The organism is Shewanella algidipiscicola (genome assembly GCF_003605125.1).
GTDB classification, from domain to species: domain Bacteria; phylum Pseudomonadota; class Gammaproteobacteria; order Enterobacterales; family Shewanellaceae; genus Shewanella; species Shewanella algidipiscicola.
The window spans coordinates 19,970-45,274 of record NZ_QPQT01000014.1; the positions used below are offsets into that span (position 1 = coordinate 19,970).

Genomic DNA, 25,305 nt, shown 5'->3' on the forward strand with positions numbered 1-25,305 from the left:
AAGGCGATGTCGGCGCGATGTGATATCAATATTGATGTTGATTCAACGAATCAAGCTTGAGCAGTAAGGGCAACCTGCAAGGTCGCTGTAACCTTTGATTTAACGGTTTTGTGCGAGGTAACTGGTGTGCAAGGTAACATTGTGACACTCTCAAGGCGCTTGCTATCGGCGCTGACTCTTGGATGGTTACTCCTACTCCTAGTGCCAGCAGGGCTGTTGCTGAGTGGTACGTCGCTGTTTCCGTTAATCGCGCTTGACTCCCCTTTGGCCGAGTTGCTCTATTGGGTCACCACCTCAGGCACTGCGCCATATGGGGCCTTAACCGCCATAGTGTTACTCGGCGTTTGCTTCACCATGGTGCCTCGCCGACAATTTATCGCGCTGGTGCTCGCCGTAGGTCTGAGCATGCTCACCACCTTGGGGCTCAACCATTTTTTGAAACCCTTTTTTGGCGAGCCTAGACCCAACGCGGCTTTGATGGCGCAGCAAAGCCTGCTGCAATTAGAGGAGTTTTATCAACTTCCGGCCGCCCAGCGCCGTCCTATGGTAAGCCAAGCCCTTAACCAGCTTACAAATGTCCCATCAATGACCACAGCACCCGAGATCAAGTTGTCGAATAAAATTGCCGCTCACTGGCAACACGAAGTCGGCTTCTCTTTCCCCTCGGGCCACACCTTATTTGCCGTCACCTTGTCGATGGTGTTAAGTTATTTTCTCTTACTCAGCGGTCAATACCTGTTGCCATTATTCTTAGGCTTATGGAGCTTAAGCATGGGATTGAGCCGCATGTTACTGGGAATGCATTGGTCGCAAGATGTACTGGCGGCTACGGTCATCGGCGGATTAATGGCCTTGCTGTGTATCGCAATTATCCTTCAGTTCCAGCAAAAAGTATTACCCACTAGGGCGACTGTATCGAATCACGACGCCCGATAGCGACACCTTCATTTACGAGCACCCGATGACAACAATGCAACTCGATAAAATTGATATTAAAATCCTATCGCTACTTCAACAACATGGGCGCTTATCGAATCAAGAGTTGGCTGCGTTAGTTGGCCTGTCTCCCTCGCCCTGCTCGCGCCGAGTTAAGGCCCTTGAAGATAGTGGCATCATTACTGGCTACGCCACCTTGGTGAGTCCAGAGTTCTTTAATCTGCATCTCACTGCCTATGTGCAGGTCAGACTGGAAAAACACAACCAAAGGGTTCTCAATGCGTTTGAACAAGCAATGAACCACTACGACGAAGTACTCGAATGTTGCCTGCTCACAGGCAGTGACGCCGACTATCAGCTCAAGGTGTTAGTCGCTGATATGGAGGCCTTTAAACACTTCCTGCTAGAGAAGCTCACTACCAACCAAGATATCGCCGGTATTCGCTCAAGCTTTGTGCTCAAACAAGCAAAAAACCACACCGCGATACCATTGCCTAAGTCATACGACTGACCTCTCCATAAGCCAACCTCAGCCAAACATTGAGATAATCTGCACGCATTAACGATTATTTACTCACGCAATCTAATTGCGTCACTCAACCATGCCGAGCAATCAACACAATATAATCACGCAAAAATAAACTATCTGGCAATAAAAGCCCAACACTAAGCATTTTTAAAGAAATACTCGTTAAAGCGAAGGCACTTTAAAGCAATATTTACCTGTTGACCTACTCATTGTAAACGCTATGATGCGGCCTCTTTGCTAAAGGAGCGCACAACCCAATGAGTTCAAACGATTCAAGCCATTTTAGTTCAAGAGTTGGCTTCATTATGGCCGCAGCGGGCAGCGCTGTCGGTGTTGGTAACATCTGGGGCTTTCCAACCCAAGCGGCCACTCATGGCGGCGGTGCATTTCTGCTGGTTTATCTGGTTCTCATCCTTATCCTTGGCTATCCCATGTTAGTTGCTGAGCTGATGATTGGCCGCCATGGCCAAACCAACCCTGCCGACGCCATGGCTAATGTTGGTCAATCCTCTTACAGTCGTTATATCGGTAAAATTATCGGTTTTGCCTCTATCATCACCGCCACCTTGATCTGCACTTTTTATATGATCTTATCTGGCTGGTTTGTCAGCTTTGCTGTTGCGCCCATAGCCGAAGTTACCGGTTTTAAGCAAACGTCAACCTGGCTAATGGCCTTCTCCGTTGAGCGAAACTTGCTTTTTACCATCGTCTTTACCTTGATGGTTGTAATGGTTATCCGCCAAGGCGTGCAACAAGGTATCGAGCGTTGGTCTAAACGGCTAATGCCAATGCTGTTGGTAATATTGGTGATGGGCGTTGGTTATATTCTTACTCTGCCTGGTGCTGCTGACGGGTTAACTGCACTACTGGTGCCTGATTTTAGCCGGATTTTGGAAACCGAGGTCTTAGTCGGTGCGCTGGGGCAGACCTTCTTTTCTTTGACCATAGGCACTGGCGCTATGATGGTTTACGGCGCCTACCTCAATAAGCAGGAAAACATTGCTACGCTCTCCGCTTATGTCACCTTAACCGACACCTGTGTGGCCTTTCTTGCAGCGTTAATGATCATCCCGGCTATGTATGTGGCGCAGCATAATGGCGTGCAGATCTTCAGCGCCGACGGTAGCCTGTTAAATGCCGATACTCTGGTCTTTACGGTATTGCCCGCGCTGTTTGACACCTTAGGTGGTGTGCTAGGGCCGCTGATTGCCATCATCTTTTTTATACTGATGACCATTGCAGGCTTAACGTCTGCCATCTCGATAGTCGAAGTACCGACCAGCTATATTGTTGAGAAAACCAACATAGAGCGCCACCGCGCAACTTATTTGGTAGCGGGCGTTATCATGCTTCTGTCGACTATCATGGTATTTAACTTTGAATGGTTGTTTGGCTTGATCATCACCATCACTACCGAGCGCGCCCAGCCCCTGATTGCTTTGGGTATCGCAATCTACCTTGGCTGGGTATGGAACCGACACAGTCTCATGACAACAATCCGAGCCCAAGAAGGCGCCAATGCCGATGGTCTTTTTTGGAAAATTTGGCCTATTTACGTCAAATTTGTTTGCCCGGTATTAATCACCCTTATTATAGTGCAGTTGGTTTCTGGTTAACCATTAATAGCTCAAAGGCACCGCTTGATTAATGCTGCTCAATTAAGAGTTGAAATGAGCCATTGACCGATCTTTTAAAGTCTTCACAATCAAATTCGCTTAACAGCAATGGTGATCCTGTTTGCTATAACGCTAATTATCAGCCACAAAAAAGGGGAATTTAATTTCCCCTTTTTTAGTGTGCCAGCCATCAGCCGTGACTAACGCAGTACCTCTTCAAGCGCTCGTAAACATAAGGCCACATTTTCACGCCTTGCACTAAAGCCCATCAAACCGATACGCCATGCTTTACCCGCTAACGCGCCAAGGCCTGCGCCTATCTCTAGATTATAGTTTTCCAATAATTGCTTACGCACTAAGGCATCATCGACCCCTTCAGGAATATAGACAGCATTGAGTTGCGGCAAACGAGATTGCTCATCGACTACAAATTTAAGCCCTAATGATTCTAATCCTTCGCGCAGCACTTGATGCATGTTTTGATGTCGCGCCCACGCGTTTTCAAGCCCTTCTTCGGCAAGTAAACGAAGTGATTCGTGCAATCCATACAGCGCATTCACAGGAGCGGTATGATGATAGCTGCGCTTGCCACCAGCAGCTTGATCGCCGCTCCAATAGCCCATCACTAAGCTTTGATCTAAAAACCAGCTCTGTACGGGTGTTTTACGTGCTTTAAGTTTCTCTACCGCCGCAGGCGAAAACGACACAGGCGATAATCCTGGCACACAGGAGAGACATTTTTGGCTGCCCGAATAGATAGCATCTATGCCCCATTCATCCACTTTAAGCTCTACACCACCTAATGAGGTCACCGCATCGACAATAGAGAGACAATCATGCTGCTTGGCAAGCGCACATAGACGCTTGGCATCTGACAAGGCGCCAGTTGAGGTTTCTGCGTGGACAAAGGCTAAAAACTTCGCATCAGGGTTAGCTTTCAGCGCGGCCTCAACATCGCTAACCGACACAGGCATGCCCCACTCGTTGTCGACGACCACCGCAGTAGCACCAACGCGCTCAACGTTTTGACGCATCCGCTCGCCAAACACCCCGTTGCGGCACACTATCACTTTTTCGCCGGGCTCAACTAAATTAACAAAACAGGTTTCCATACCCGCACTGCCAGGCGCCGATACCGCCAGAGTCATGGCATTTTCAGTTTGAAACGCATATTGGATCAACGCTTTAAGCTCATCCATCATGCCCACAAACAGCGGGTCAAGATGACCAATTGTCGGACGAGCTTGAGCGGCCAATACTTCAGGGTAAACGTCCGAAGGGCCTGGACCCATCAGCGTTCGACGTGGAGGGTTAAATGCGTTTACTTTCGGTGCTGCTAACATCTTCTTTCCTCTATAAAGCCTTCGCTTTATCCATTAGGGTTCGGGCTAACTGTTGGTTTATATGGAAGCAAGAGATTGACGCCTGCCCTACCACATCCCTACGTATTCACAGTTATGTCTGTGCCATGAGTGGCATCTTATTAGTGTCGTTAATTATTCGCGCTTAGTATACGAATTCAATGTGTTACCCATAGCAAGATAACATATAAAAGGACGCAGCAGCGTCCTAAAATCGTCTCATTTAACCGCAAGCATATCGACTAATCTCGATTATCTAAAAACAGCTTATAGGCTGGGCTATCGGTTTCCTCTTGATAGACAAAACCTACATCGGTTAAAAACTGCTGAAACGCGATAGCATCGCTTTCTGGCACTTCAAACCCCGCAAGTACCCGACCATACGCGGCGCCGTGATTACGATAATGAAACAAACTGATATTCCATTTACTCTGCAAAGTTGTCAAAAACTTAAACAAGGCACCGGGATGCTCTGGAAACTCAAAGCTAAACAGGCGCTCCTCAAGCTCCTCTGGCGGATGCCCCCCCACCATATAACGTACATGCAGTTTTGCCGTCTCGTCATGGGAGAGATCTTGCACTTCAAAACCATCGCCCTCTAATCTGGCAACTATCTCATCGAGCTCAACCTGCCCCTGTGACAAACGAATGCCCGCAAACACCACCGCCTTATCACGACTGGAAAAACGATAGTTAAACTCGGTCATGGCACGCTTGTCTAATAGCTCACAAAAGCGTAAAAAGATACCGGGACGCTCTGGCACTTTAACCGCCAAAATAGCCTCTTTTTGCTCACCCAGCTCACAGCGCTCCGACACATAACGTAGGCTGTGAAAGTTTACGTTGGCACCGCTTAAGATAGCAGCGACCTTCTGGCCTTTACCCTCGTCACCAATATATTTTTTCAGTCCAGCCAGTGATAAGGCACCTGCCGGCTCGGCTATCGCGCGGGTGTCTTCAAAAATATCTTTAACCGCAGCGCAGATCTCATCAGAGGTCACGGTCACCACGTGGTCGACATATTCACGTGCTAATCGAAAAGGCTCTGCGCCAATCTGTTTTACCGCCACACCATCGGCAAATAACCCCACTTGCGATAACACCACACGCTCATCGGCTGCAAGCGCCGCTTTTAGACAGGCAGAGTCTTCTGGCTCGACCCCGATAATCTTCACCTGCGGCATAACCGCTTTGTAATAAGCGGCGATACCCGCGATCAGGCCGCCACCGCCAACAGGCACAAAGATCACCTCGAGATCGCGCTGTTGCTGCAACATCTCTTGCGCAATCGTACCTTGACCTGCAATAACCGCCTCATCATCGAACGGGGCGACATATACGCGCCCCTCATCTTGAGCGAGTTGCTGGGCATACTCATTGGCCATATCGAAAGACTGACCATGCAGCACCACAGTGCCACCGAGACGGCGCACCGCATCGACCTTAATTTCGGGAGTGGTTTCTGGCATCACGATCACCGCGCTTATTCCACGCGCCGACGCCGACATCGCCACCCCTTGGGCGTGGTTGCCGGCAGAGGCGCATACTACGCCGCGCTCACACTCTTTTGCATCAAGCTGAGCGATACGATTATAGGCGCCGCGCAGCTTAAACGAGTGCACAGGCTGCATATCTTCGCGCTTCAAAAACACTTGGCAGCCTAAACGTGCAGAGAGCTTATTCAGGCTAGAAAGCGGGGTGATTTTTGCCACATCATAGACAGAAGATAACAGTATCTTCTGCAGATAATAGTGCGCTAAATCTAACTGAGATTGTGAGGCTAATGCCAACATATTAATCCTCCAGCTTGCTAACATCTCGCACTGCGCCTTTATCGGCACTGGTCGCAAGCATGGCGTAGGCTTTAAGCGCAAGCGATACTGCGCGCTGTCGATCTTTGGGTTTCCAAGCCTGTTTGCCACGCGACTGCATCTCTGCGCGGCGACTCGCCAGTTCTATCTCGCTAACCGCCAGCTTAATGGTACGAGCAGGGATATCGATTTCGATTCGATCCCCGGTTTCAACTAAACCTATGGTGCCACCAGCTGCGGCTTCTGGTGAGACATGACCGATAGATAAACCCGATGTGCCGCCAGAGAATCGGCCATCGGTAATAAGCGCGCAAGCCGCACCAAGGCCTTTAGATTTCAGATAACTGGTTGGGTAAAGCATCTCTTGCATGCCAGGGCCACCTTTAGGGCCTTCATAGCGAATGACCACCACATCACCCGCAACCACTTCACCACCTAAGATACCGGCGACGGCATCATCTTGGCTTTCATAAACTCGAGCACTGCCCACAAAAGTATGATTCGCTTCATCGACGCCAGCGGTTTTGACGATACATCCATCCAGCGCAATATTGCCCGACAAGACAGCTAGGCCACCCTCTTGGCTAAACGCAAATTCACGGGTACGAATGCAGCCCGCTTTACGGTCGACATCGACACTTGGCCAGCGGCAATCTTGGCTAAAGGCTTTGGTGGTTGGAATACCGGCTGGCCCTGCTGAGAAAAACTTGTGCACCGCTGCATCACTACTTTGGGCGATATCATATTTAGCCAATACCGCTTTAAGGCTTTCACCGGCAACATGGCTCACATCGGTATGCAGCAAGCCGGCTCTGTCTAGCTCACCTAAAATGCCCATTACGCCACCAGCACGATGGACATCTTCCATATGATACTTGGGTGTCGATGGCGCCACTTTACAAAGGTGCGGCACCTGACGCGACATTCTATCGATATCGGCCATGGTAAAATCGACGCCGCCCTCTTGAGCCGCTGCTAACAGATGCAATACGGTATTGGACGAGCCGCCCATGGCGATATCCAGTGCCATGGCGTTCTCGAACGCTTTAAAGTTGGCAATATTGCGTGGCAAGGCTGATTCATCGTCATGCTTATAGTAGCGAGTCGCCAGCGCCATTACGCGGCGACCCGCCTCTAAAAAGAGTTCACGGCGATCGGCATGGGTCGCGAGCATCGAACCATTACCCGGCAAAGATAAACCTAGCGCTTCGGTCAAACAGTTCATCGAGTTGGCGGTAAACATGCCCGAGCATGAGCCGCATGTTGGGCAGGCGCTACGCTCAATTTTTTCACTGTCTTCATCTGAGATACGGTCATCCGCCGCGGCCACCATGGCATCAACCAGATCCAGCTTAATGATCTTATCCGATAGCTTAGTCTTGCCCGCTTCCATCGGCCCGCCCGAGACGAACACCACAGGAATATTAAGACGTAGCGCCGCCATTAACATACCAGGGGTGATCTTGTCGCAGTTTGAGATACACACTAACGCATCGGCGCAGTGGGCATTGACCATATACTCAACGCTATCGGCGATCAGCTCACGTGACGGTAGACTGTAGAGCATGCCGCCGTGGCCCATGGCAATACCATCATCAACCGCGATGGTATTAAACTCTTTGGCGATACCGCCTGCGTCTTCAATGGCGCCCGCCACTAACGAGCCCATATCTTTCAGGTGGACATGCCCCGGCACAAACTGAGTAAAGGAGTTGGCAATGGCAATAATCGGCTTACCGAAATCGTTATCTTTTACCCCTGTCGCTCGCCAAAGTGCACGAGCACCGGCCATATTGCGACCTTCGGTACTGGTAGCTGAACGTAATTTTGCCATGAGATTGCTTCCTTTTTATCGATAGGCGATATCACATCGCCTAGCTTTGAATGTTTGCCCTCTGATAACGCTATCGCATTGTCGGGCTTTTAACTAACCTAATCTTTTATAGCAACAACTGATGACTCTGTTATACAAACAGCGACTCTGTCGTCAACCGCTTAGAGTGGCTCTAGCCAACCCCACTTGTCTTCTGTTTCGCCATTAAATAGCCCAAAGAAGCTCGCTTGAATGTCTTTAGTAATAGGCCCGCGCTTACCCACGCCTACCTCGATACGGTCCACACTTCGCACCGGCACAATTTCGGCGGCGGTACCTGTCATAAAAATCTCATCGGCTAAATATAAAAACTCGCGCGACATCGGCTCTTCCACCACTTCATAACCCTTATCTCGCGCCAAGGTAATAATGGTGTCACGGGTGATGCCCATTAAGATCGCTGCCGTGGCTGGCGGGGTATACAGCTTATGCTTTTTAATGACGAACAGATTAGCGCCCGCGGCTTCGCTGACGAGGCCATTGACATCGAGAGCGATACCTTCGTCAAAGCCATTACGTTTTGCTTCTGTGGAAATTTGCAAAGATGACAGATAGTTACCACCGGCTTTCGCTCCAGTCGGAATGGTATTTGGCGCAAGACGATTCCAAGAAGTTACCGCCACATCGACGCCGCGCTCCATGCTGTCTTCGCCTAAGTAGGCACCCCAAGGAAACGCAGCCACCATTAATTCACATTTGGCATCTTTAGGCGGAGTGATCCCCATCCCCACATCACCATAAAACGCCAATGGGCGGATATAGGCACCATCTAACTTGTTGGCGAGCACAATATCTCGGCAGGCTTGCATCGTTTGCTCAAAGCGATAAGGAATTGGCATACGGTATATTTTTGCCGAATCATACAGTCGCTGCACATGCTCAGTTAGACGAAAACCCGCTGGACCAAGATGAGTCGCGTAAACACGAATCCCCTCAAAGACTGAGGTACCATAATGCAGCGCATGCGACATAACATGCACCTTAGCATCGCCCCACGGCATGATCTCACCATTAAACCAAATCAATTCTGCAGTTTTTGCGGCCATAATATTTTCTCATCTATAGGGCTTAGGCGTTTAGGGCGCTAGCGGGTTGTATTTGTCTTGTAGATAGTCTTGTCGTGAGTTTTGTTGATAGCTGTTCGGCCGATAACACTTTGCACTCGGTGACATCAATCAGTTTATTAAGCTGATGGCTGAGCAGCTCTAGGGCTCGCTCGCTCTCCACCACCATGTCGACCTGTGTGGTGCCGTTAGCAGCCAACTGCATATCTAGGGTAGTGACTTTAAAACCGCGATGGCGCACGACACGTAATACGCGCTCTAACACTTCGGGCTGCTGAACTAAGGTTAAGGCTAGGTTATAGATCATGTCTGTTTCTCCATCTCATCCATCATGTCGCGGTTACACGCCCCAGGAGGTACCAGTGGCCATACGTTATGGGCTTCATCGATTCTCACATGCAGCAGAAACGGCCCTTGAGTGTTAAGCATTTCATCAAGCGCAGCGTCAACCTCAACGCTGTGGGTAATGGTGCGCCCTGGAATATCAAACGCCGACGCCATAGTGACAAAATCAGGGTTATCGGACAGGTCGGTTTCACTAAAGCGCTCTTCAAAAAACAGCTGTTGCCACTGTTTAACCATGCCCAACTTCTGATTGTCGATAAGCAGAATTTTGAGTGGAATTTGACGACGCTTAACTGTGGTGAGCTCCTGCACATTCATCATAAAGGAACCATCGCCCGATACCGCGACCACACAGGCATCGGGACGCGCGACTTTTGCGCCAATCGCGGCCGGCAAACCAAACCCCATAGTACCAAGGCCAGCGCTAGACAGATGATCTTCAGGGCGTCGAAACCACATGTGCTGCGCAACCCACATCTGGTGCTGACCCACATCACAGGCAATCACACTGTCTTCGGGTAATTTATTTGCCAGACTATTGAGCATTTTAGGTGCAAAAATCAGCTCGCCTGGCCTGTCATAATTCCATTGATGTTGTGCCTTCAAACCAGCAATTTCAGCCAACCAAGGGGCGATAGCCATCGGCTGGGCAATTGCAGGCAATATTTGGCGTAGATCCCCTGCAATGGCCACATCTGGGCGACGCAGTTTACCGAGCTCGGCGACATCGATATCCAGATGCAATACTTTGGCATGTTCGGCAAAGGTGGCTAACCGCCCTGTCACGCGGTCATCGAAACGCGCGCCCACCACGATAAGTAAATCGCACTCCTGCACGGCAATATTCGCCGCTTTGCCGCCATGCATCCCCAGCATACCCAAGTAACCTTCACTATCATGGGTAATACTGCCAAGCCCTTTGAGCGTCGCGACCGAGGGGATACCAGTCACATCGATGAAATTTCGGAGCTGCTCAACCGCACCCGCCATGCCCACACCACCACCCACATACAGCATGGGTTTGCTCGATTTTGCTAGCAGTACTCTGGCCGCTGCAAGCTGACTTGCATCCGCCTGAGGCTCTGCCATTAAGCCCAATAGCGGCGTTTTGTAATCGAGCATGGCTATTTGAATATCTTTAGGAATATCAACCAGCACTGGGCCTGGACGGCCAGATGCGGCAATCTCAAAGGCGCGATACAGAGTCGGTACAAGCTCATCGATATCGGTCACCATAAAGCTATGCTTGGTACATGACAGCGACATACCCAATACATCAATTTCCTGAAAGGCATCGGTGCCAATCACGGCAGTGGAAACTTGACCGGTAATAGCGACCAAGGGAACCGAATCAAGCAGGGCATCGGCCAGCGCAGTCACAAGGTTGGTCGCACCCGGCCCCGATGTGGCAAAACAGACCCCAGTTTTACCACTCGCTCTGGCATAGCCTACGGCAGCAAATGCGGCCCCTTGCTCATGACGACTGAGCAGATGTTCAACCGGCGCGCCATACAGGGCGTCATAGATGGGCATAATTGCGCCGCCTGGATAACCAAATACTGTGGTTACACCATGCGCGGCAAGTACTTTGATAACGGCGTCTGCGCCTCTGATCTGCGGCCCTATTTCCATGTACTACATCCTGCATTTTAAGTGTTGTCGGGGTTAAGCAAACGGCCTAAACCGCTAAAAACAAAAAACCCCCGGTCCTTTCGGAGCGGGGGTTCTTGTTGCAATCTTGACCTAATTAGGTGGTTTGATGCGCCATACGATGCCCCCGCTGTGATTTAATAATCACCACGGTAATAATCTCGATAATGAGCAGGGCAGCTTGGTTAAACATAATGTATGGGTAATTCCTAATCAGTGTGTTTGCTTAAATTCGGTATCTACAATGTTAAAATTCAGTAGACCTTTTAATCAATACCACAAAGCCTGTGAATAACACAACCAAAACCTGCAGCTATCTGTAAAAACTGTTAATCGTCTCTGTCGAACGACGACTTCAGATAAGACTACCGCGATAACCTTTCCACTCATCGGACAAAATTATCCGCTATGTTCAGTCATCCTAGAGCAAACATAGCTTGGTATTTATTGCTTTAAGCCCACTGGTTTAAGCTGGGCTAATTGATATTGAATTAATTAAGCTTCTTCAACGATGCGCTTCATTTCGGTCATATAACCGCGAAGTTCAGCACCGATATATTCAACGGCGGTATGACGAATCGCCTCGTTAACCTCGATTAAGCGCAGGTTATCGACACCATTGCCCTCATCTTTAAGCCCACCACCTAAATACTCTGGTGACATCTGGTTGACATAATCACGCAATAACGGCACTGCAGCGTGGTTAAATAGATAACAGCCATATTCGGCGGTATCTGAAATAACCACGTTCATCTCATACAGGCGCTTACGTGCAATGGTGTTGGCAATCAGCGGCGTTTCATGCAGTGACTCGTAGTAAGCCGACTCTTCGACAATACCGGCTGACACCATGGTATCGAACGCCAGCTCTACACCCGCTTTAATCATGGCCACAAGGAAGATACCCTTGTCAAAATATGCTTGCTCATCAATCGCTTCATCGCACTGTGGCGCATTTTCAAAGCCTGTTTCATTAGTCTCGCTGCGCCACTTAAGCAAGTTAGCGTCGTCATTAGCCCAGTCTGCCATCATGGTTTTCGAAAACTCACCACTGATGATGTCATCCATGTGCTTTTCAAATAACGGCGCCAGAATGCCTTTTAGCTCTTCTGCCATCTCAAAGGCTTTAATTTTTGCAGGGTTAGATAGGCGATCCATCATGTGAGTGATACCACCGTGCTTAAGTGCTTCGGTGGTGGTTTCCCAGCCTTGTTGGATCAGTTTCGCCGCATAACCAGGCTCTACACCGTCGGCAACGAGCTTGTCATAACCTAAAATGGCACCCGTTTGCAGCATGCCACATAAAATAGTCTGCTCACCCATCAGATCAGATTTCACTTCGGCGATAAATGATGAGTGCAGCACGCCAGCGCGGTCACCGCCCGTGGCGCTCGCATACGCTTTAGCCACTTCAAAACCGTCACCCTTAGGATCGTTTTCTGGGTGTACGGCAATCAGGGTTGGTACACCAAAACCACGCTTATACTCTTCACGAACCTCAGTGCCCGGACACTTAGGCGCTACCATGATCACCGTGATATCTGGGCGCACTTGCATTCCCTCTTCGACAATATTGAAGCCATGAGAATAAGACAGCACTGCGCCCTGTTTCATCAATGGCATCACACTATTAACGGCATCGGTGTGCTGTTTATCGGGAGTCAGGTTAAGCACTAAATCCGCATCAGGAATGAGCTCTTCGAACGTACCAACGCGGAAACCGTTACCGGTCGCCTTTTGATACGAAGCGCGCTTTTCTGCAATCGCCTGTGGGCGAAGTGCAAATGAGATATTGAGGCCCGAATCACGCATGTTCAAACCTTGGTTAAGGCCTTGAGCGCCACAACCTAGGATCACAATATTCCACTCTTTAATGTAATCACAGCCTTGGCTAAATTCGCTGCGGTCCATAAAACGACATTGACCTAGCTGTGCTAATTGTTGACGCAAATTCAGAGAATTAAAATAGTTAGCCATCAGATATTCCACCTTTGAGTGAGGACTTAAAAACGGGCTCAACCGACGATGGCTAAGCTGTGATTAAAATCACTATAGCCTATGGCGCTTATTGCTTAAAATGATATATTCGAAACATCACATTGCATTTTATGCAACAATATTCTTAACGTTACACTACAAGGCACCGAGGGGATTTCGTGGATATTCGCACCATCAAATTGTATCTGCACCTGTCTAACTGCCTGCACTTTGCGAAGACCGCCCAGCAGATGCATGTGAGTCCTTCAACATTAAGCCGCGCTATGCAGCGCTTAGAAGAGGAGGCGGGCGCTAAACTGTTTGAACGGGATAACCGTAACGTGACCCTGACAAGTGCAGGGGTGGAATATCGCCACTTTGCCGAACAAACTTTAGATAATTGGAACAAACTGAAATATCGGCTCGATCCTAAGCAAGATAGGTTACGTGGGCGACTTAATCTTTACTGCTCGGTAACGGCAGCATATAGCCATCTGCCCGGGTTATTGGACCGTTTTAGAAGCGAGCACCCATTGGTGGAAATCGCCCTCATCACTGGCGATGCGGCTAACGCTGTAGATATGGTGAAACAAAACCGTGCCGATATTGGTATCGCCGCCAAACCAGACACCCTGCCAGAATCACTTAGCTTTATTAAAATCGACGATGTGCCTCTTGTTATCATCGCACCCACCTTTAAATGTGCGGTGCAGGAGTTACTGTGTGAGTCGTATATCCCTTGGGATAGACTACCGTTTATCATCCCCGAACATGGTCCGGGGCGGCAACGTATCGATAACTGGTTTAAGCAATTAGGGCTTAATGCCAATGTCTATGCCCAAGTCTCTGGCCAAGAAGCCATTGCCTCTATGGTCGCGCTAGGCTGTGGCGTCAGTATTACTCCAGAGGTGGTGATCAATAACAGCCCGGTAAAAGATAGGATCCAGCAGTTAGCATCACCTGTCGCAATTGCGCCTTTTGAGTTGGGGTGTTGCAGTAAAAAAAGCCGCGAAGACGAGCCCGTCATCGCGGCATTTCTGCAAGAGTTACAACGCATGAGAAGGTCGTAAGCCACGCCAAAGTGTTAACCAACATGCCCACAACTAGTCGATGGGGAGCAAAGGTTCATCCTGCGTATCGATGCGTGTCACCATCAACTGGTCAACTTTATAGGCGTCAATATCGACCACTTCAAACTTGTAACCAGCGTAATTAACAAACTCGGTACGCTTAGGGATTTTACGTAGCATATGCATCATAAAGCCGGCAATGGTTTCGTAATTTTGGCTCTGTGGAAATTGCTCAATGTTAAAGGCACGCATCACATCTGTGATGGGCGTTACCCCATCCACCAGCCATGAGTCTTTATCACGGGCAATGATCTGCTCTTCACTCTCGTGCAACGACCACGCGCCCATCACCGCGCTTTGCAGATCGTTGGTAGTGACAATCCCCACAACCAAGGCGTATTCATTCATCACCACGGCAAAGTCTGAGCGGGTATTTTTAAAATATTCCATGGTTTCAGACAGGCTCAAACTATCAGGGATAATTAAGCAATTACGCACCAATGGGCTGCCCTTAAGGGTGATGCTTTGACCATTAATCACTTGGATCAACAACTCCTTAGCGTCTACCACCCCTTTAATGCAATCAAGCTGGCCATCACACACTAAAAACTTGGTATGTGGATCGTTAGTGATTTTACGCTTGATATCCTCTTCGCTGTCCTGCAGCAAAAAATAGACCAAACTCTCACGCGCCGTCATCGCCGAAGTGACAGGAACGGTTTGCATTTCAAACACATTCTCCATCATCTGCTGCTCACCCTTATCGAGTACGCCCGCCTCGGTCCCCGCAGCCATAACCGCGTAAATATCATCCGAGGTCACCTGATCATTACGCACGGTTTGAATTTGCAATATTCTAAACACAAAAGTGGCTAAGCCATTAAAAAACCACACTAATGGACGCAGTATCACTATACATAACATCATAGGGCCAACCAAGGCCACAGCCACACGCTCGGGGATCGCCATCGCGATCCGTTTTGGCATTAAATCGGCAATCAAAATAAACAGGCTGGTAACTATGGCAAATGACAAGATAAAGCTTAACTGCCCCAGCCAAGGTTCAGTGACCCAGCCAGTTAAAGCCGCTTTAACATAGGGGGTAAATGCCGACTCACCGACAATACCGCCCATAATCGCCACAGCATTAAGCCCTATCTGTACGACAGTAAAAAAACTGCCTGGTTGAGCCTGTAGTTTAAGCACTCTTTCCGCCCGTAAATCACCTTCATCGACCATTTGACGCAAACGGATTTTACGCGCCGCAGCCAAAGCAATTTCAGACATGGAGAAGAAGCAACTGATGCCAATTAACAACAAAATAATCAATGCATTATCAACAAAACTCATTTTACACCTAATTCTTCAAGGCAGTGGTCAATAGCGACCGAGCAGCCACCTCTACGCGGTACATTGGCACTTAAGTCATATGTACATCTAATCGTAACAAGATGTGAGCTGCCAAAGGTATCGGCTCTAGTGCCAACAGGATGCAACAAGATCAAGATAATGTCAGCTCAAGCCCATCGAAAACCCAATCTCGATGCCAATATGCCGCTCGACAAGATAATGTCACAATCTGGCGTCTATATATCAGAAAATAGCCAATAGGCAACATAAATCGACATATTTTGCTTAAATAACGGGCCTATTTTTAACTGCTACACTTACACTTGCGTACTTAGCGCTACTTCTTACAACCTACAAAAGACTAAAAACAAAAGGATTTGTTTATGGCGATTGCCTGTGTCACCACCAGAGCCAGTTTAGGAGTCGAAGCTCCCGAAGTTATCGTTGAAGTCCACCTCAGTAACGGTTTGCCCGCCTTCAATTTGGTCGGTCTGCCGGAAACCTCAGTCAAAGAGGCTAAGGAACGAGTGCGCAGCGCGATAATCAATGCTGGATTTGAATTTCCGCAGCGACGAATAACCGTCAACCTCGCCCCAGCGGATCTCCCTAAACAGGGAGGCCGTTATGATCTGCCGATCGCCATCGGCATCTTGGCGGCATCGAAACAGATCCCTGTCGCCATGTTAAAAGATCATGAATTTGTCGGTGAACTCGCATTATCTGGGCACATTCGTCAATGTCAGGGCCTCTTGCCTGTGATCGTTTTTGCCCGCAAGCACCACAAGTACTTAATCTTGCCCCTCGGCAACCGCAGCGATGCCGAATTAGTCGGATACCACAACAGCTTTTTTGCCACTCACTTACAAGGGGTCAGTGCCTACCTTCACGGACAGCAATCCCTACCGAGTATTGCCACAGGTTTAGAGTGGATTGCTAGCGATGCGCCGCCGCAATCAACCTGCTTAAGCGATGTGATCGGTCAATATCAAGCCAAGCGCGCCTTAGAGATTGCCGCAGCAGGTAACCATAACTTATTATTTTTGGGGCCTCCTGGCACAGGTAAAACCATGTTGGCCAGCCGGATCATTCAGCTGCTGCCGCCTTTGAGTTATGACGAAGCGTTAGAGGTGGCGGCGATCCATTCTGTCGCGGGGCAGACCGTACCCAAAGCCCAATTTTATCAGCGCCCTTTCCGCAGCCCCCACCATACTAGTTCGCCTATCTCACTCGTCGGCGGGGGCAGCCACCCCAAGCCAGGCGAGATCTCTTTGGCTCACCGAGGCGTCCTATTTTTAGATGAAGTCGCTGAATTTCCAAGAAAAGTGCTCGACTGTTTACGTGAGCCTATGGAAACTGGTGAGGTCGTCATCTCACGGGCGGCGGCTAAACTCACCTTCGCCAGTCGCTTTCAGCTTATCGCAGCCATGAACCCCAGTCCCTGCGGCGATACCGCTAACGCACGGGCAACACAAGATCAAATACAGCGCTATCTGTCACGCTTATCGGGCCCATTTATCGATAGGTTTGACCTGACCATAGATGTCCCACGACTGCCCGAAGGCACCTTGACGCAGCAACAGCACGCCGCCGAAACCAGCGCGACAATAGCGAGCAGAGTGAAGGCCGCTCGAGAACGCCAACTGAGCCGTGCTGGCGTATTGAATGCTGAGCTGAGTGGCAAACAGCTGACGCAAACCGGAGGATTTTCGCAAACGGATCTGGAATTTTTAGAGCAAAGTGTCAATAAACTTGGGCTTTCAGTAAGAAGTTATCACCGACTGCAGCGTGTAGCTCGCACTATTGCCGACTTAGCACAATCTCAAACGGTAGATCGCAGTCATATCGCCCAAGCCTTAGGTTATCGCGCCATGGACAGGCTACTTAACAGCCTGAAAAATAGTTATTAACGCCTCTAACCTATTAATCATTTTGCGCTTAGTTTTCAAGTTTGATGTTTTTATGGAAGGCTTGAGCGATGATGCTTAGCCTGCTGCGATGGCTTATGTTACAACAGCCCCCTCCCACCACGTAAAGAATCGCACTTTTGAGCAATTGATACGGCGTTAAAACAAGCAGTATAAAAAATGAAAAATACCCTCTGATATTAAGAGCATTGAGCTAAAGCCTTAGGCCGAGTAACATAGGTCTCCAAATTTTTTATGGGGAATTTAATGGGCTCTGTTATATCGCTAATCAGAGGCAGCCTAGCATTTAGCTGTTATGTGATTAACACCATCTTCTGGGTAATACCTATCTTATTGGTAAGTATAATAAAAATAATCCCAATCGGGCCATTACGCACTGGGTGTAGTTATATACTCGATCATTGCGCGACAGCATGGATCAGTGTTAATACCTTCATTGAGCGTATCTTTCATCCGGTCGAGATTCTAATTGAAGGCGATGCCGAGCTGTCGCCAAAAGAGTGGTATATGGTGATCGCGAATCATCAATCTTGGGTCGATATTCCGGTACTACAACGCATATTTAATCATAAGATCCCATTTTTAAAGTTTTTCCTCAAACAACAGCTAATTTATGTGCCCGTTCTGGGCTTGGCTTGGTGGGCACTCGACTTTCCTTTTATGCGCCGCTATACCAGCGCGCAACTGCGTAAAAACCCTAAGCTTAAGGGCAAAGACATAGAGATCACCCGTAAAGCCTGTGAAAAATTTAAATATAAACCTGTGAGTGTAATGAATTTTGTCGAAGGTACCCGCTTTACTGCGGCCAAACATCAAAAACAAAATTCTGAGTTTAAACATTTGCTTAAACCCAAGGCTGGCGGAATGGCATTTGCTCTGTCAGCGATGGGCGGACATATCCACAAGCTGGTCGATGTGGCTATCTATTATCCTGGCAATACCCCCAGTTATTGGGATTACATCTCGGGTAAAGTCAAGCAGATAAGAGTCCATATAAAGGTATCTGATATCGCTAGTGAAATGCGTGGGGACTACCTAAACGATAGAGCGTTTAAAATCGGTTTCCAGGATGAGTTAAACCGTATTTGGAAAGAGAAAGATAGCGTATTAGACAAGCTAGCTAAGCAATAACATGTAATAAAAAGGGACTTCTAAAAGATGTTAAATTTTTTGCCCGGCCCAGTATTATTCGCCCTCAGCATGATGTTGTTGATCATCAACACTGTCTGGTGGAGTAGCCTCATTTTTATAGGCGGTCTAATCAAGCTTCTGGTACCGATAACCGCCTTTAGAAATATGCTGACCCACATAATGAACCGCTTTATGTGGGGCTGGGCGTGCTGTAACGGCGGTATTTTATATCTCATCGCCAAGATAGAGTGGGATATTGAGGGGCTAGAAGGGCTACGTAAAGATGGTTGGTATCTACTGATTAGTAATCATCTTAGTGGCTTCGACATTGCTGCTCTCACCTACGTATTGCGCAACAACATCCCGATGTTAAAGTTTTTTCTCAAAAAAGAGCTACTATACGTCCCGTTTCTTGGGCTAGGTTGTTGGGCCTTGGATATGCCATTTATGAACCGAACTAGCGCTAAGCAACTAAGGAAGAACCCTAAGTTAAAAGGTAAAGATCTACACACTACGCGGCGCGCCTGCGAAAAATTTAAAACTATCCCTACTGCTATTATCAACTATGTCGAGGGCAGTCGTTTTACTAAAGAAAAACACGCACGCCAACACTCACCTTATCGCTACCTGTTACGTCCTAAAGCGGGTGGCATCGCCCTTACGATTTCGGCCATGGGCGAGCAATTTACCAACCTATTAAATGTAACCTTGGTCTATCCAGATTCTAAAGGCGACACCCTTTCAGAAGTGATGCAAGGCAAAATCAAACAGATTGTGGTCCGCATAGAAACCTTGCCCGTTCCAGAGGTTGATGATGCTCGCTATTTTAATGATGCTGATTGTCGCGCTCAATTTCAACGCTGGCTCAATGGAGTTTGGCTGCAAAAAGATGAGCAGATCCATCAAATTTTGCAGCGTTATCACTCACACCAACTAGTGACTGACAAGCTAACATCTAGCCCAACTCAGCAGTAACTCCCGCTACCGATAAGCGCGCCCAGTCATAGCGCGCTCATTAACCACTAAATGTGGCCCTAGTTTCCCGTTAGTCATGCATTTTTGATTCACTCTTGACGGTTAACATGCCACTCGATTGTGTTGTCAACCTCATAAACTAATATTGTGATCCTCAATGACGCACTGCGCCAATACGATGCCTGAGCGTGCTAATGTCACCATATTACTCGACGAATAGAGCCGCCAAATGGCCTAAACATTAGATAAAAAACATATAAAAAAAGCGCTAAGAAAAGCGCTTTTTATGAATATCACGGTAATGACTAATGCGATATAACTGGTTCAACTCGCTCAACTCGTCCAAGCCAACCGCTTGGCGCTGGGCGCAGCCCTTTTTGAATATCGGTTAACACTTGGTAAATACGCCGAGTATGCTCACCCACTTCACCATTACCTACCGTGACCACACGGTTATCTTCGAAAATATAAGAACCTACCGGAGAGACCACCGCTGCGGTGCCAAACCCACCCGCTTCGATAATTTCACCAGACTCAATATCATGAATAAACTTATCCAGCATCACCGTCTCTTGGCGCACTTCGCAGCCTAACTGCTCACCTAAATCCAATATTGATTGCGAGGTAATGGACTTTAAAATGGTATCGGTAAATTTAGGGATAATAATGGTGCCATCTTTGAGCACATGGAAATGGTTCATCGCCCCGACTTCCTCAATCTGCTGGTTATTAGCATCAAGATAAAGCACCTGCGCAGCACCATACTCGGCAGCAGCCTTACCTGCTTTCAACGACGCTGCATAGTTACCCGCCGCTTTAGATGCGCCAGTACCACCAGACACCGCACGATGAAAACGCTTACTTATAAGCAGACGAATTGCCTTATCGAAGCCATCAGCATAATAAGCACCACTCGGGCTCAGCATCACACAAAAGGTGTATTGCTGACTCGGACTCACCGACAGCCTATCTTCAGTGGCGAAGATGAACGGCCGAATATACAAACAAGCCCCCTCTTGCATCGGGAACCATAAACGATCGACGTCAATTAAGGCATTAATACCCGCCAGCTGCATCGCTTCGGGCAACGCTGGAATACAGAGAATATCGGCACTGGTATTAAGACGCTCGGCATTTTTATCTAAACGAAAAGTATAGATCTCACCATCTTGGTGCATAAAGGCTTTGGCGCCTTCAAACACGGATTGGCCGTAATGCAGTGCAATAGCACCAGGCGCGACCTCAAACGGGCCATAAGGGACAATTCTCGGATCTCGCCACTCACCGTCGCGATAATCCATCAAAAACATATGATCAGTTCTTAGGTTACCAAAACCCACATTGGTTTCGGGCTCAAACTGCTCAGTACGACGTTCACATGCAGGTTTTAAATTATAGTTTATGTGCATTGCATACCACCTTGATTACTGAATAAGCAGACTATGGATGCATCGCAATAAAGTCAAGCCAAACGACAGCGTTCAGTAAGCCCGTAGGCATATGCTTTAGTACAAATTTATGGACGCCAAAGTAAAAATTTTATGTGTTAACTAACCCTAAACTCGTGTCTGAAAAGTCAGCGTTAGTAGTCCTTTGCTTTAGTCTGCTTAAAATCGGGCTCTTCACCGACATGGGTCAATTGAACAGTATTTGCAGCAATATGGCGCTGAATAATCAAGTCCAACATCAAGGTTTTGTCCGCAGTAATCAATTGCGCTAACTGTGCTGGCATACAATGAAATTCGGCACTTTTATAATAAGTAAAACCACTTTCTGGCCGAGCGACCAACTTAATCCCCAATTTACCTGCACTGATTTTGGCTAGCTTTCGGGCATCTAGATACAAGGTGATCACATTGCCATTGACACTATTACGCTGCTTATCAATCACTAAGCCTCGCGGTAATTTACCCGGATGATAGTCATCACCCGCTAACAGATAGAGATCAAAGTCGGTGACCCGATAGCCCAAATGATCACTAATACGCAGCACCAACATACAACAGGGTGAGCCCGTACGTTGACTGGCTGACGCATGTGACATTTGCGCGGATAATTGTCGATAGTCATGGCTGTTCGTTACCGACAAACACGCTAATATCCTTTGCACCACCGGCTTTTTATCGGCATTACGCCGAGTGACAGAGTTCAGGATCCCCATTTTCTTATGACTGTGGCTAGCCCGCGGCAACACTTCAAATGCGCACTCTTGCTGTGGCTGCTTTAATTGTTGCAGCGTAAACCGCTGCTCGAATTGGCCATTATAACTGCGACATTGAGCCTCACCTTGCTGTAATACACCATAGACAAAATTCATGTTCGCAGCGCATACCCGCACCACCCCATCAGAGCCAACTTCGCCTGTATAGCTATTCACATAGTCATATAGGGCCGAGTCGATACTTTCGCCAGTGAGTACAAACGGATAAATCTGTGCTGATAAAAGATCCCAATTGAGCCACTGCAGGTTGAGTCGATACTGACCATCGCTGCCAAGCTCTAACCAATCTAATACCTGCTGGCCCGGCTCAACCCCATCAAACCAGGCTTTGAGACGACTCACACGCGACTTACCCAATTGTGCTAGCGCTGAACCATGGTTCGCTGGGGCCAACATCACTAAATGTGTTAATGGTGAGCGCGATAAGCTGGCCCTTAATTGCTCAGCAGATCCACCAGCCCCCCCTTGACCTAAGTGGCTTACCCCATCGGTAGCCGAGCCATAATATCGCGCCAACCATTGGCGGATAAGGGGGCCGCCCGTTGAATGGGTGATGACCGAAAACTCGCTATCACCGAGTTCACGCAAGCGCGCCGCTTCAAATGCAATAGCAATATCATCTAAGGTCACCGCATCATTAAAGCTAATGTAACGCCCCAAATAGATATGCTGTACTTGCAATGCTAATGACGCAGGCGCCAACTTAACCAAGGCTTGTGGCAATTCGCCGTAAGTGGTGGTGCTAGTCACTCCCCACCCATGTATAAACACCAACTTCATGGTCTGATCCCCTCTCTTCAACTTAACGGTTTGCCAACCATAGCGATGGATTGTTTGCTCGAGCAGATTATCTGTGGCTTTGTTGATAAAAAAGGCTTAATTATTCATCTAGATATTATTCAGTTATCGTTCAGCTCGCTTGAAATACTATGGCCTCAACGAAAGACAGTAACACTTTATTTCATCAAGGAGCATATTATGAGCAGCAAACAATTAGCCCTAGCAGTAACCGTTGCAAGTGTATTATCAGCCCCAGCCATGGCCGCTGATTGGTTCATCGGTGGCGGTGTAGGCGCCCAGCAAAATACCTATAAGGGGGCTGGGCAGGGAGTCGATCCCGAATTTAATAATGATTATTTTTCTATTAAAGAGCGTGAGAATGACGCCGTATACGAAGTCAGAGCAGGTGCGTACTTAAATGATAATAATCGTATCTATACCACTTACTCCTATAATTCAGACGATCTAGCCAAGCAGCAAAGTTTACTGCTTTCATATGACTACTTGCTTGGTCTTGATGCCAGCAATAAGCTCAACTGGTTTGTTGGTGCTACGGCAGGGGTTAATCACGTCAGTCCCGACACCTCATACCTCTCGTCAAAAGACCGTTTTGTCTGGGGTGGTCAAACGGGATTGATGTATAAAATTAACGATAATTTAAGCTCAGAGATTGGTTACCGCTACCTTAAGCAAGACTATGATGCAGGGATCAGCACAGATGCTGGTTCAGCCTCGTTCTCACTTGACGATAGCCAGCAAGTCTACCTGTCTGTTGATTACCGCTTCTAATCTAGACTCGTTCACCACACAAGGCCGTTATCTATGGATAACGGCCTTGTGTTAATAAGTCATTCCCCCTTTAAATTGAGTGACAATGACGAATATATCGCTTTCCACGCCCTAAACAGATCTAACCCCACGGCATCGCAATCGCTAAGCTTATCTCGTTAAAATAACGGCAAAAATGTTACCTATGCCAGCAAGCATAAAAATAAACGATGTTTAATCGAATTATCGAATGATTTTTAGACAATTAGTATAAATTAGCTATTCACTGTGATAGCGGCGCTGATAGAATCATAGACCCATCCAGAAACTATTAGGACTCCCGATGAGCCTTGAACTACTGTCCAAGCTGGAGACAAAAATCCAAGCTGCACTCGAAACGATTGAGCTACTAAAAATGGAGCTCGAAGAAGAGAAACAAAAGAACAGCAGCCTAAGCGAAAAAAACCAACAATTGAGCCAAGATCTTCATTCATGGAATGAAAAAGTCACTGGCCTTGTGGGTTTATTAAATGACGAAGTGAGCGAGTAAATTCACTCACTAACAGCGAAGATCTAAACCATCTTCGCTTCGTTATGCTGACGTTCTATTAACTGATTCAACTCGATAATAGCTTGCTTCACTCGAGGTAAACTTTGTCGTGGCAGTAAAAACCGCCCTTTATCGAATTCCAGTCGACCCAAATCCTTGACCCAGATAACACCTGAAACAAAAATGCGTGCATGTTTTACAATGAGTTTAGGGGCGTAAACGGGGAAAAACCTCATGAGACCTCCAAGCAAACGGCTCTGCGTTATTGTAATTATTGTTAAATTTGACCTCATTAATCCCCAGTAAGTTTCCTCTCAACTCACCTTTTTTTAGCTATTGTCGTAACACATCACATAAACGGGAATAATCGCCTTGTCTATCAGACCAATAAACAGCACTCGCCATTAAAATGTCACTTGCCAACTATTTGACACACTGATAGATTAGCCCGGTTACTCAGGGTAAATAGGGTTTGATAGCCCAATAACCGTATTTTCAGCATGGCCGAAAATGCGGTTTTTTTTTGCCTGCACAGCCCGAGCAATGATGGGGATTGAATCGTTAATCACACCCATAACCCCATGATGAATTGGCACAAAAAAAGGAGCTCAGAGGCTCCTTTTTATCATTGACAGTAATACTTACTTAAGCGTTGTTAAGTAAAAAGCAATGTCTAGCAGCTCATCATAAGATTTAATCGCCCCTGTTTCGACACGATACTTACCATTAACCACTAACGCTGGTACACCAGACAGCTGAGCGTTTTCGGTAGCGCGCTTCATCTGCGCCATCTGTGCGCTGACCATAAACGAATTGGCTGCTGCATCAAACTCTTTACCCGATACGCCATTGGCAATAAACACTTGGCGAATATCGTCACGATTAACAAAGCGTTGCTTCTTGTCATGAATAGCGGCAAATAGCGCTTGCTCAATCTTATCTTCCACTTTTAACTGATGCGCAATGGCAAACGCGCGCGACATTTCTGTGCCCATTTCACGACCAATAAACTCAACGTGATTTTGCTTAAACACTACGCCTTCGGGCAGGTTAGCCTTGATCTGTGGTACCTGTACCTTGGCAAAGCTATAACAATGAGGGCAATAAAAGGAGAAAAACTCAGCAATTTCAGGTTTAGCCGTCGCAGGGCCCTTATTTACCACAGTGTAGTGCACACCCTCTTTATAATCGGCAGCCAATGCCGCCATAGGGGCCATTAATAATGCCAATGCAACCAGTAACGCTTTTTTCATGATGCTTCCTTTTGGGTGCTAATGCACCATCGACAATAACAATTTCGAACATAACATAATGTGCTTTGGAGTGTACCTCAAGCGCATTAGTTCATTTTTTTCTGTTACAAGATACTCACT

21 protein-coding genes are annotated in these 25,305 nt (G+C 47.7%); 9 read left to right on the forward strand and 12 right to left on the reverse strand.

Annotated features, from left to right (window positions below; all coding sequences use genetic code 11):
- Positions 1 to 126 precede the first annotated feature (126 nt).
- From DVO77_RS14815 to DVO77_RS14825, 3 genes are all read left to right on the forward strand, one after another.
- Entirely contained in the window at positions 127 to 936 is an 810-nt protein-coding gene (locus DVO77_RS14815; protein WP_162924200.1) for a phosphatase PAP2 family protein, read from the forward strand.
- Between the two features lie 25 nt (positions 937 to 961).
- Complete coding sequence (locus DVO77_RS14820) at positions 962 to 1,447, forward strand: Lrp/AsnC family transcriptional regulator (protein ID WP_119978869.1); 486 nt, start codon at positions 962 to 964, stop codon at positions 1,445 to 1,447.
- Between the two features lie 275 nt (positions 1,448 to 1,722).
- Positions 1,723 to 3,081, forward strand: a complete 1,359-nt coding sequence (locus DVO77_RS14825; protein ID WP_119978870.1) for a sodium-dependent transporter — start codon at positions 1,723 to 1,725, stop codon at positions 3,079 to 3,081.
- A 200-nt stretch (positions 3,082 to 3,281) separates the two neighbouring features.
- Here DVO77_RS14825 and DVO77_RS14830 read toward each other — a convergent pair whose 3' ends face one another.
- The 7 genes from DVO77_RS14830 to ilvC all read right to left on the reverse strand — a co-directional run bounded on the left by DVO77_RS14830 (position 3,282) and on the right by ilvC (position 13,162).
- Positions 3,282 to 4,424, reverse strand: coding sequence for a pyridoxal-phosphate-dependent aminotransferase family protein (locus DVO77_RS14830; protein ID WP_119978871.1), 1,143 nt, complete (start codon positions 4,422 to 4,424; stop codon positions 3,282 to 3,284).
- Positions 4,425 to 4,684: 260 nt separating this feature from the next.
- A complete protein-coding gene (gene ilvA, locus DVO77_RS14835; protein ID WP_119978872.1) occupies positions 4,685 to 6,235 on the reverse strand; it encodes a threonine ammonia-lyase, biosynthetic in 1,551 nt (516 codons plus the stop codon).
- Between the two features lies 1 nt (position 6,236).
- Entirely contained in the window at positions 6,237 to 8,087 is a 1,851-nt protein-coding gene (ilvD, locus tag DVO77_RS14840; protein ID WP_119978873.1) for a dihydroxy-acid dehydratase, read from the reverse strand.
- Positions 8,088 to 8,248: 161 nt separating this feature from the next.
- Positions 8,249 to 9,172 (reverse strand): branched-chain amino acid transaminase, encoded by a 924-nt coding sequence (locus DVO77_RS14845; protein WP_119978874.1) that lies wholly within the window; start codon positions 9,170 to 9,172, stop codon positions 8,249 to 8,251.
- A gap of 22 nt (positions 9,173 to 9,194) precedes the next feature.
- Positions 9,195 to 9,497, reverse strand: a complete 303-nt coding sequence (gene ilvM / locus DVO77_RS14850; RefSeq protein ID WP_119978875.1) for an acetolactate synthase 2 small subunit — start codon at positions 9,495 to 9,497, stop codon at positions 9,195 to 9,197.
- Complete coding sequence (ilvG, locus tag DVO77_RS14855; protein ID WP_119978876.1) at positions 9,494 to 11,167, reverse strand: acetolactate synthase 2 catalytic subunit; 1,674 nt, start codon at positions 11,165 to 11,167, stop codon at positions 9,494 to 9,496. The genes ilvM and ilvG overlap by 4 nt, the downstream gene beginning before the upstream one ends.
- Before the next feature lie 513 nt (positions 11,168 to 11,680).
- Complete coding sequence (gene ilvC / locus DVO77_RS14865; RefSeq protein WP_119978877.1) at positions 11,681 to 13,162, reverse strand: ketol-acid reductoisomerase; 1,482 nt, start codon at positions 13,160 to 13,162, stop codon at positions 11,681 to 11,683.
- 179 nt (positions 13,163 to 13,341) lie between these two features.
- Here ilvC and ilvY point away from each other — a divergent pair, with 179 nt between their 5' ends.
- Complete coding sequence (gene ilvY, locus DVO77_RS14870) at positions 13,342 to 14,232, forward strand: HTH-type transcriptional activator IlvY (RefSeq protein WP_119978878.1); 891 nt, start codon at positions 13,342 to 13,344, stop codon at positions 14,230 to 14,232.
- A gap of 33 nt (positions 14,233 to 14,265) precedes the next feature.
- On the opposite strand, the gene paeA is transcribed toward ilvY, so the two are convergent.
- Entirely contained in the window at positions 14,266 to 15,582 is a 1,317-nt protein-coding gene (gene paeA, locus DVO77_RS14875) for a polyamine export protein PaeA (RefSeq protein WP_119978879.1), read from the reverse strand.
- 383 nt (positions 15,583 to 15,965) lie between these two features.
- On the opposite strand from paeA, the gene DVO77_RS14880 reads away from it, so the two are divergent.
- From DVO77_RS14880 to DVO77_RS14890, 3 genes are all read left to right on the forward strand, one after another.
- Positions 15,966 to 17,489 (forward strand): YifB family Mg chelatase-like AAA ATPase, encoded by a 1,524-nt coding sequence (locus tag DVO77_RS14880; RefSeq protein ID WP_119978880.1) that lies wholly within the window; start codon positions 15,966 to 15,968, stop codon positions 17,487 to 17,489.
- Positions 17,490 to 17,753: 264 nt separating this feature from the next.
- On the forward strand, positions 17,754 to 18,638 hold the full coding sequence (locus tag DVO77_RS14885; RefSeq protein ID WP_119978881.1) for a 1-acylglycerol-3-phosphate O-acyltransferase, YihG family: 885 nt from the start codon (positions 17,754 to 17,756) through the stop codon (positions 18,636 to 18,638).
- A 27-nt stretch (positions 18,639 to 18,665) separates the two neighbouring features.
- Complete coding sequence (locus tag DVO77_RS14890; protein WP_119978882.1) at positions 18,666 to 19,613, forward strand: 1-acylglycerol-3-phosphate O-acyltransferase, YihG family; 948 nt, start codon at positions 18,666 to 18,668, stop codon at positions 19,611 to 19,613.
- A gap of 305 nt (positions 19,614 to 19,918) precedes the next feature.
- On the opposite strand, the gene DVO77_RS14895 is transcribed toward DVO77_RS14890, so the two are convergent.
- Complete coding sequence (locus DVO77_RS14895) at positions 19,919 to 21,022, reverse strand: branched-chain amino acid aminotransferase (RefSeq protein ID WP_119978883.1); 1,104 nt, start codon at positions 21,020 to 21,022, stop codon at positions 19,919 to 19,921.
- Positions 21,023 to 21,195: 173 nt separating this feature from the next.
- Positions 21,196 to 22,614, reverse strand: a complete 1,419-nt coding sequence (locus DVO77_RS14900; RefSeq protein WP_119978884.1) for a lipase family protein — start codon at positions 22,612 to 22,614, stop codon at positions 21,196 to 21,198.
- 198 nt (positions 22,615 to 22,812) lie between these two features.
- Here DVO77_RS14900 and DVO77_RS14905 point away from each other — a divergent pair, with 198 nt between their 5' ends.
- Together DVO77_RS14905 and DVO77_RS14910 are read left to right on the forward strand one after the other, a co-directional pair.
- A complete protein-coding gene (locus DVO77_RS14905) occupies positions 22,813 to 23,403 on the forward strand; it encodes an outer membrane beta-barrel protein (RefSeq protein ID WP_110459090.1) in 591 nt (196 codons plus the stop codon).
- A 322-nt stretch (positions 23,404 to 23,725) separates the two neighbouring features.
- Entirely contained in the window at positions 23,726 to 23,932 is a 207-nt protein-coding gene (locus DVO77_RS14910) for a cell division protein ZapB (protein WP_110459054.1), read from the forward strand.
- 23 nt (positions 23,933 to 23,955) lie between these two features.
- Here DVO77_RS14910 and DVO77_RS14915 read toward each other — a convergent pair whose 3' ends face one another.
- Complete coding sequence (locus tag DVO77_RS14915; RefSeq protein ID WP_110459053.1) at positions 23,956 to 24,168, reverse strand: DUF1107 domain-containing protein; 213 nt, start codon at positions 24,166 to 24,168, stop codon at positions 23,956 to 23,958.
- A 405-nt stretch (positions 24,169 to 24,573) separates the two neighbouring features.
- Positions 24,574 to 25,185 (reverse strand): thiol:disulfide interchange protein DsbA/DsbL, encoded by a 612-nt coding sequence (locus DVO77_RS14920; RefSeq protein WP_119978885.1) that lies wholly within the window; start codon positions 25,183 to 25,185, stop codon positions 24,574 to 24,576.
- Between the last annotated feature and the right edge of the window lie 120 nt (positions 25,186 to 25,305).

Coding starts and splice junctions, on each gene's coding strand:
- DVO77_RS14820 (WP_119978869.1), top strand. CDS start 962: ATGACAACAATGCAACTCGATAAAATTGATATTAAAATCCTATCGCTA.
- DVO77_RS14825 (WP_119978870.1), top strand. CDS start 1,723: ATGAGTTCAAACGATTCAAGCCATTTTAGTTCAAGAGTTGGCTTCATT.
- DVO77_RS14830 (WP_119978871.1), bottom strand. CDS start 4,424: ATGTTAGCAGCACCGAAAGTAAACGCATTTAACCCTCCACGTCGAACG.
- ilvA (WP_119978872.1), bottom strand. CDS start 6,235: ATGTTGGCATTAGCCTCACAATCTCAGTTAGATTTAGCGCACTATTAT.
- ilvD (WP_119978873.1), bottom strand. CDS start 8,087: ATGGCAAAATTACGTTCAGCTACCAGTACCGAAGGTCGCAATATGGCC.
- DVO77_RS14845 (WP_119978874.1), bottom strand. CDS start 9,172: ATGGCCGCAAAAACTGCAGAATTGATTTGGTTTAATGGTGAGATCATG.
- ilvM (WP_119978875.1), bottom strand. CDS start 9,497: ATGATCTATAACCTAGCCTTAACCTTAGTTCAGCAGCCCGAAGTGTTA.
- ilvG (WP_119978876.1), bottom strand. CDS start 11,167: ATGGAAATAGGGCCGCAGATCAGAGGCGCAGACGCCGTTATCAAAGTA.
- ilvC (WP_119978877.1), bottom strand. CDS start 13,162: ATGGCTAACTATTTTAATTCTCTGAATTTGCGTCAACAATTAGCACAG.
- paeA (WP_119978879.1), bottom strand. CDS start 15,582: ATGAGTTTTGTTGATAATGCATTGATTATTTTGTTGTTAATTGGCATC.
- DVO77_RS14880 (WP_119978880.1), top strand. CDS start 15,966: ATGGCGATTGCCTGTGTCACCACCAGAGCCAGTTTAGGAGTCGAAGCT.
- DVO77_RS14885 (WP_119978881.1), top strand. CDS start 17,754: ATGGGCTCTGTTATATCGCTAATCAGAGGCAGCCTAGCATTTAGCTGT.
- DVO77_RS14890 (WP_119978882.1), top strand. CDS start 18,666: ATGTTAAATTTTTTGCCCGGCCCAGTATTATTCGCCCTCAGCATGATG.
- DVO77_RS14895 (WP_119978883.1), bottom strand. CDS start 21,022: ATGCACATAAACTATAATTTAAAACCTGCATGTGAACGTCGTACTGAG.
- DVO77_RS14900 (WP_119978884.1), bottom strand. CDS start 22,614: ATGAAGTTGGTGTTTATACATGGGTGGGGAGTGACTAGCACCACCACT.
- DVO77_RS14905 (WP_110459090.1), top strand. CDS start 22,813: ATGAGCAGCAAACAATTAGCCCTAGCAGTAACCGTTGCAAGTGTATTA.
- DVO77_RS14910 (WP_110459054.1), top strand. CDS start 23,726: ATGAGCCTTGAACTACTGTCCAAGCTGGAGACAAAAATCCAAGCTGCA.
- DVO77_RS14915 (WP_110459053.1), bottom strand. CDS start 24,168: ATGAGGTTTTTCCCCGTTTACGCCCCTAAACTCATTGTAAAACATGCA.
- DVO77_RS14920 (WP_119978885.1), bottom strand. CDS start 25,185: ATGAAAAAAGCGTTACTGGTTGCATTGGCATTATTAATGGCCCCTATG.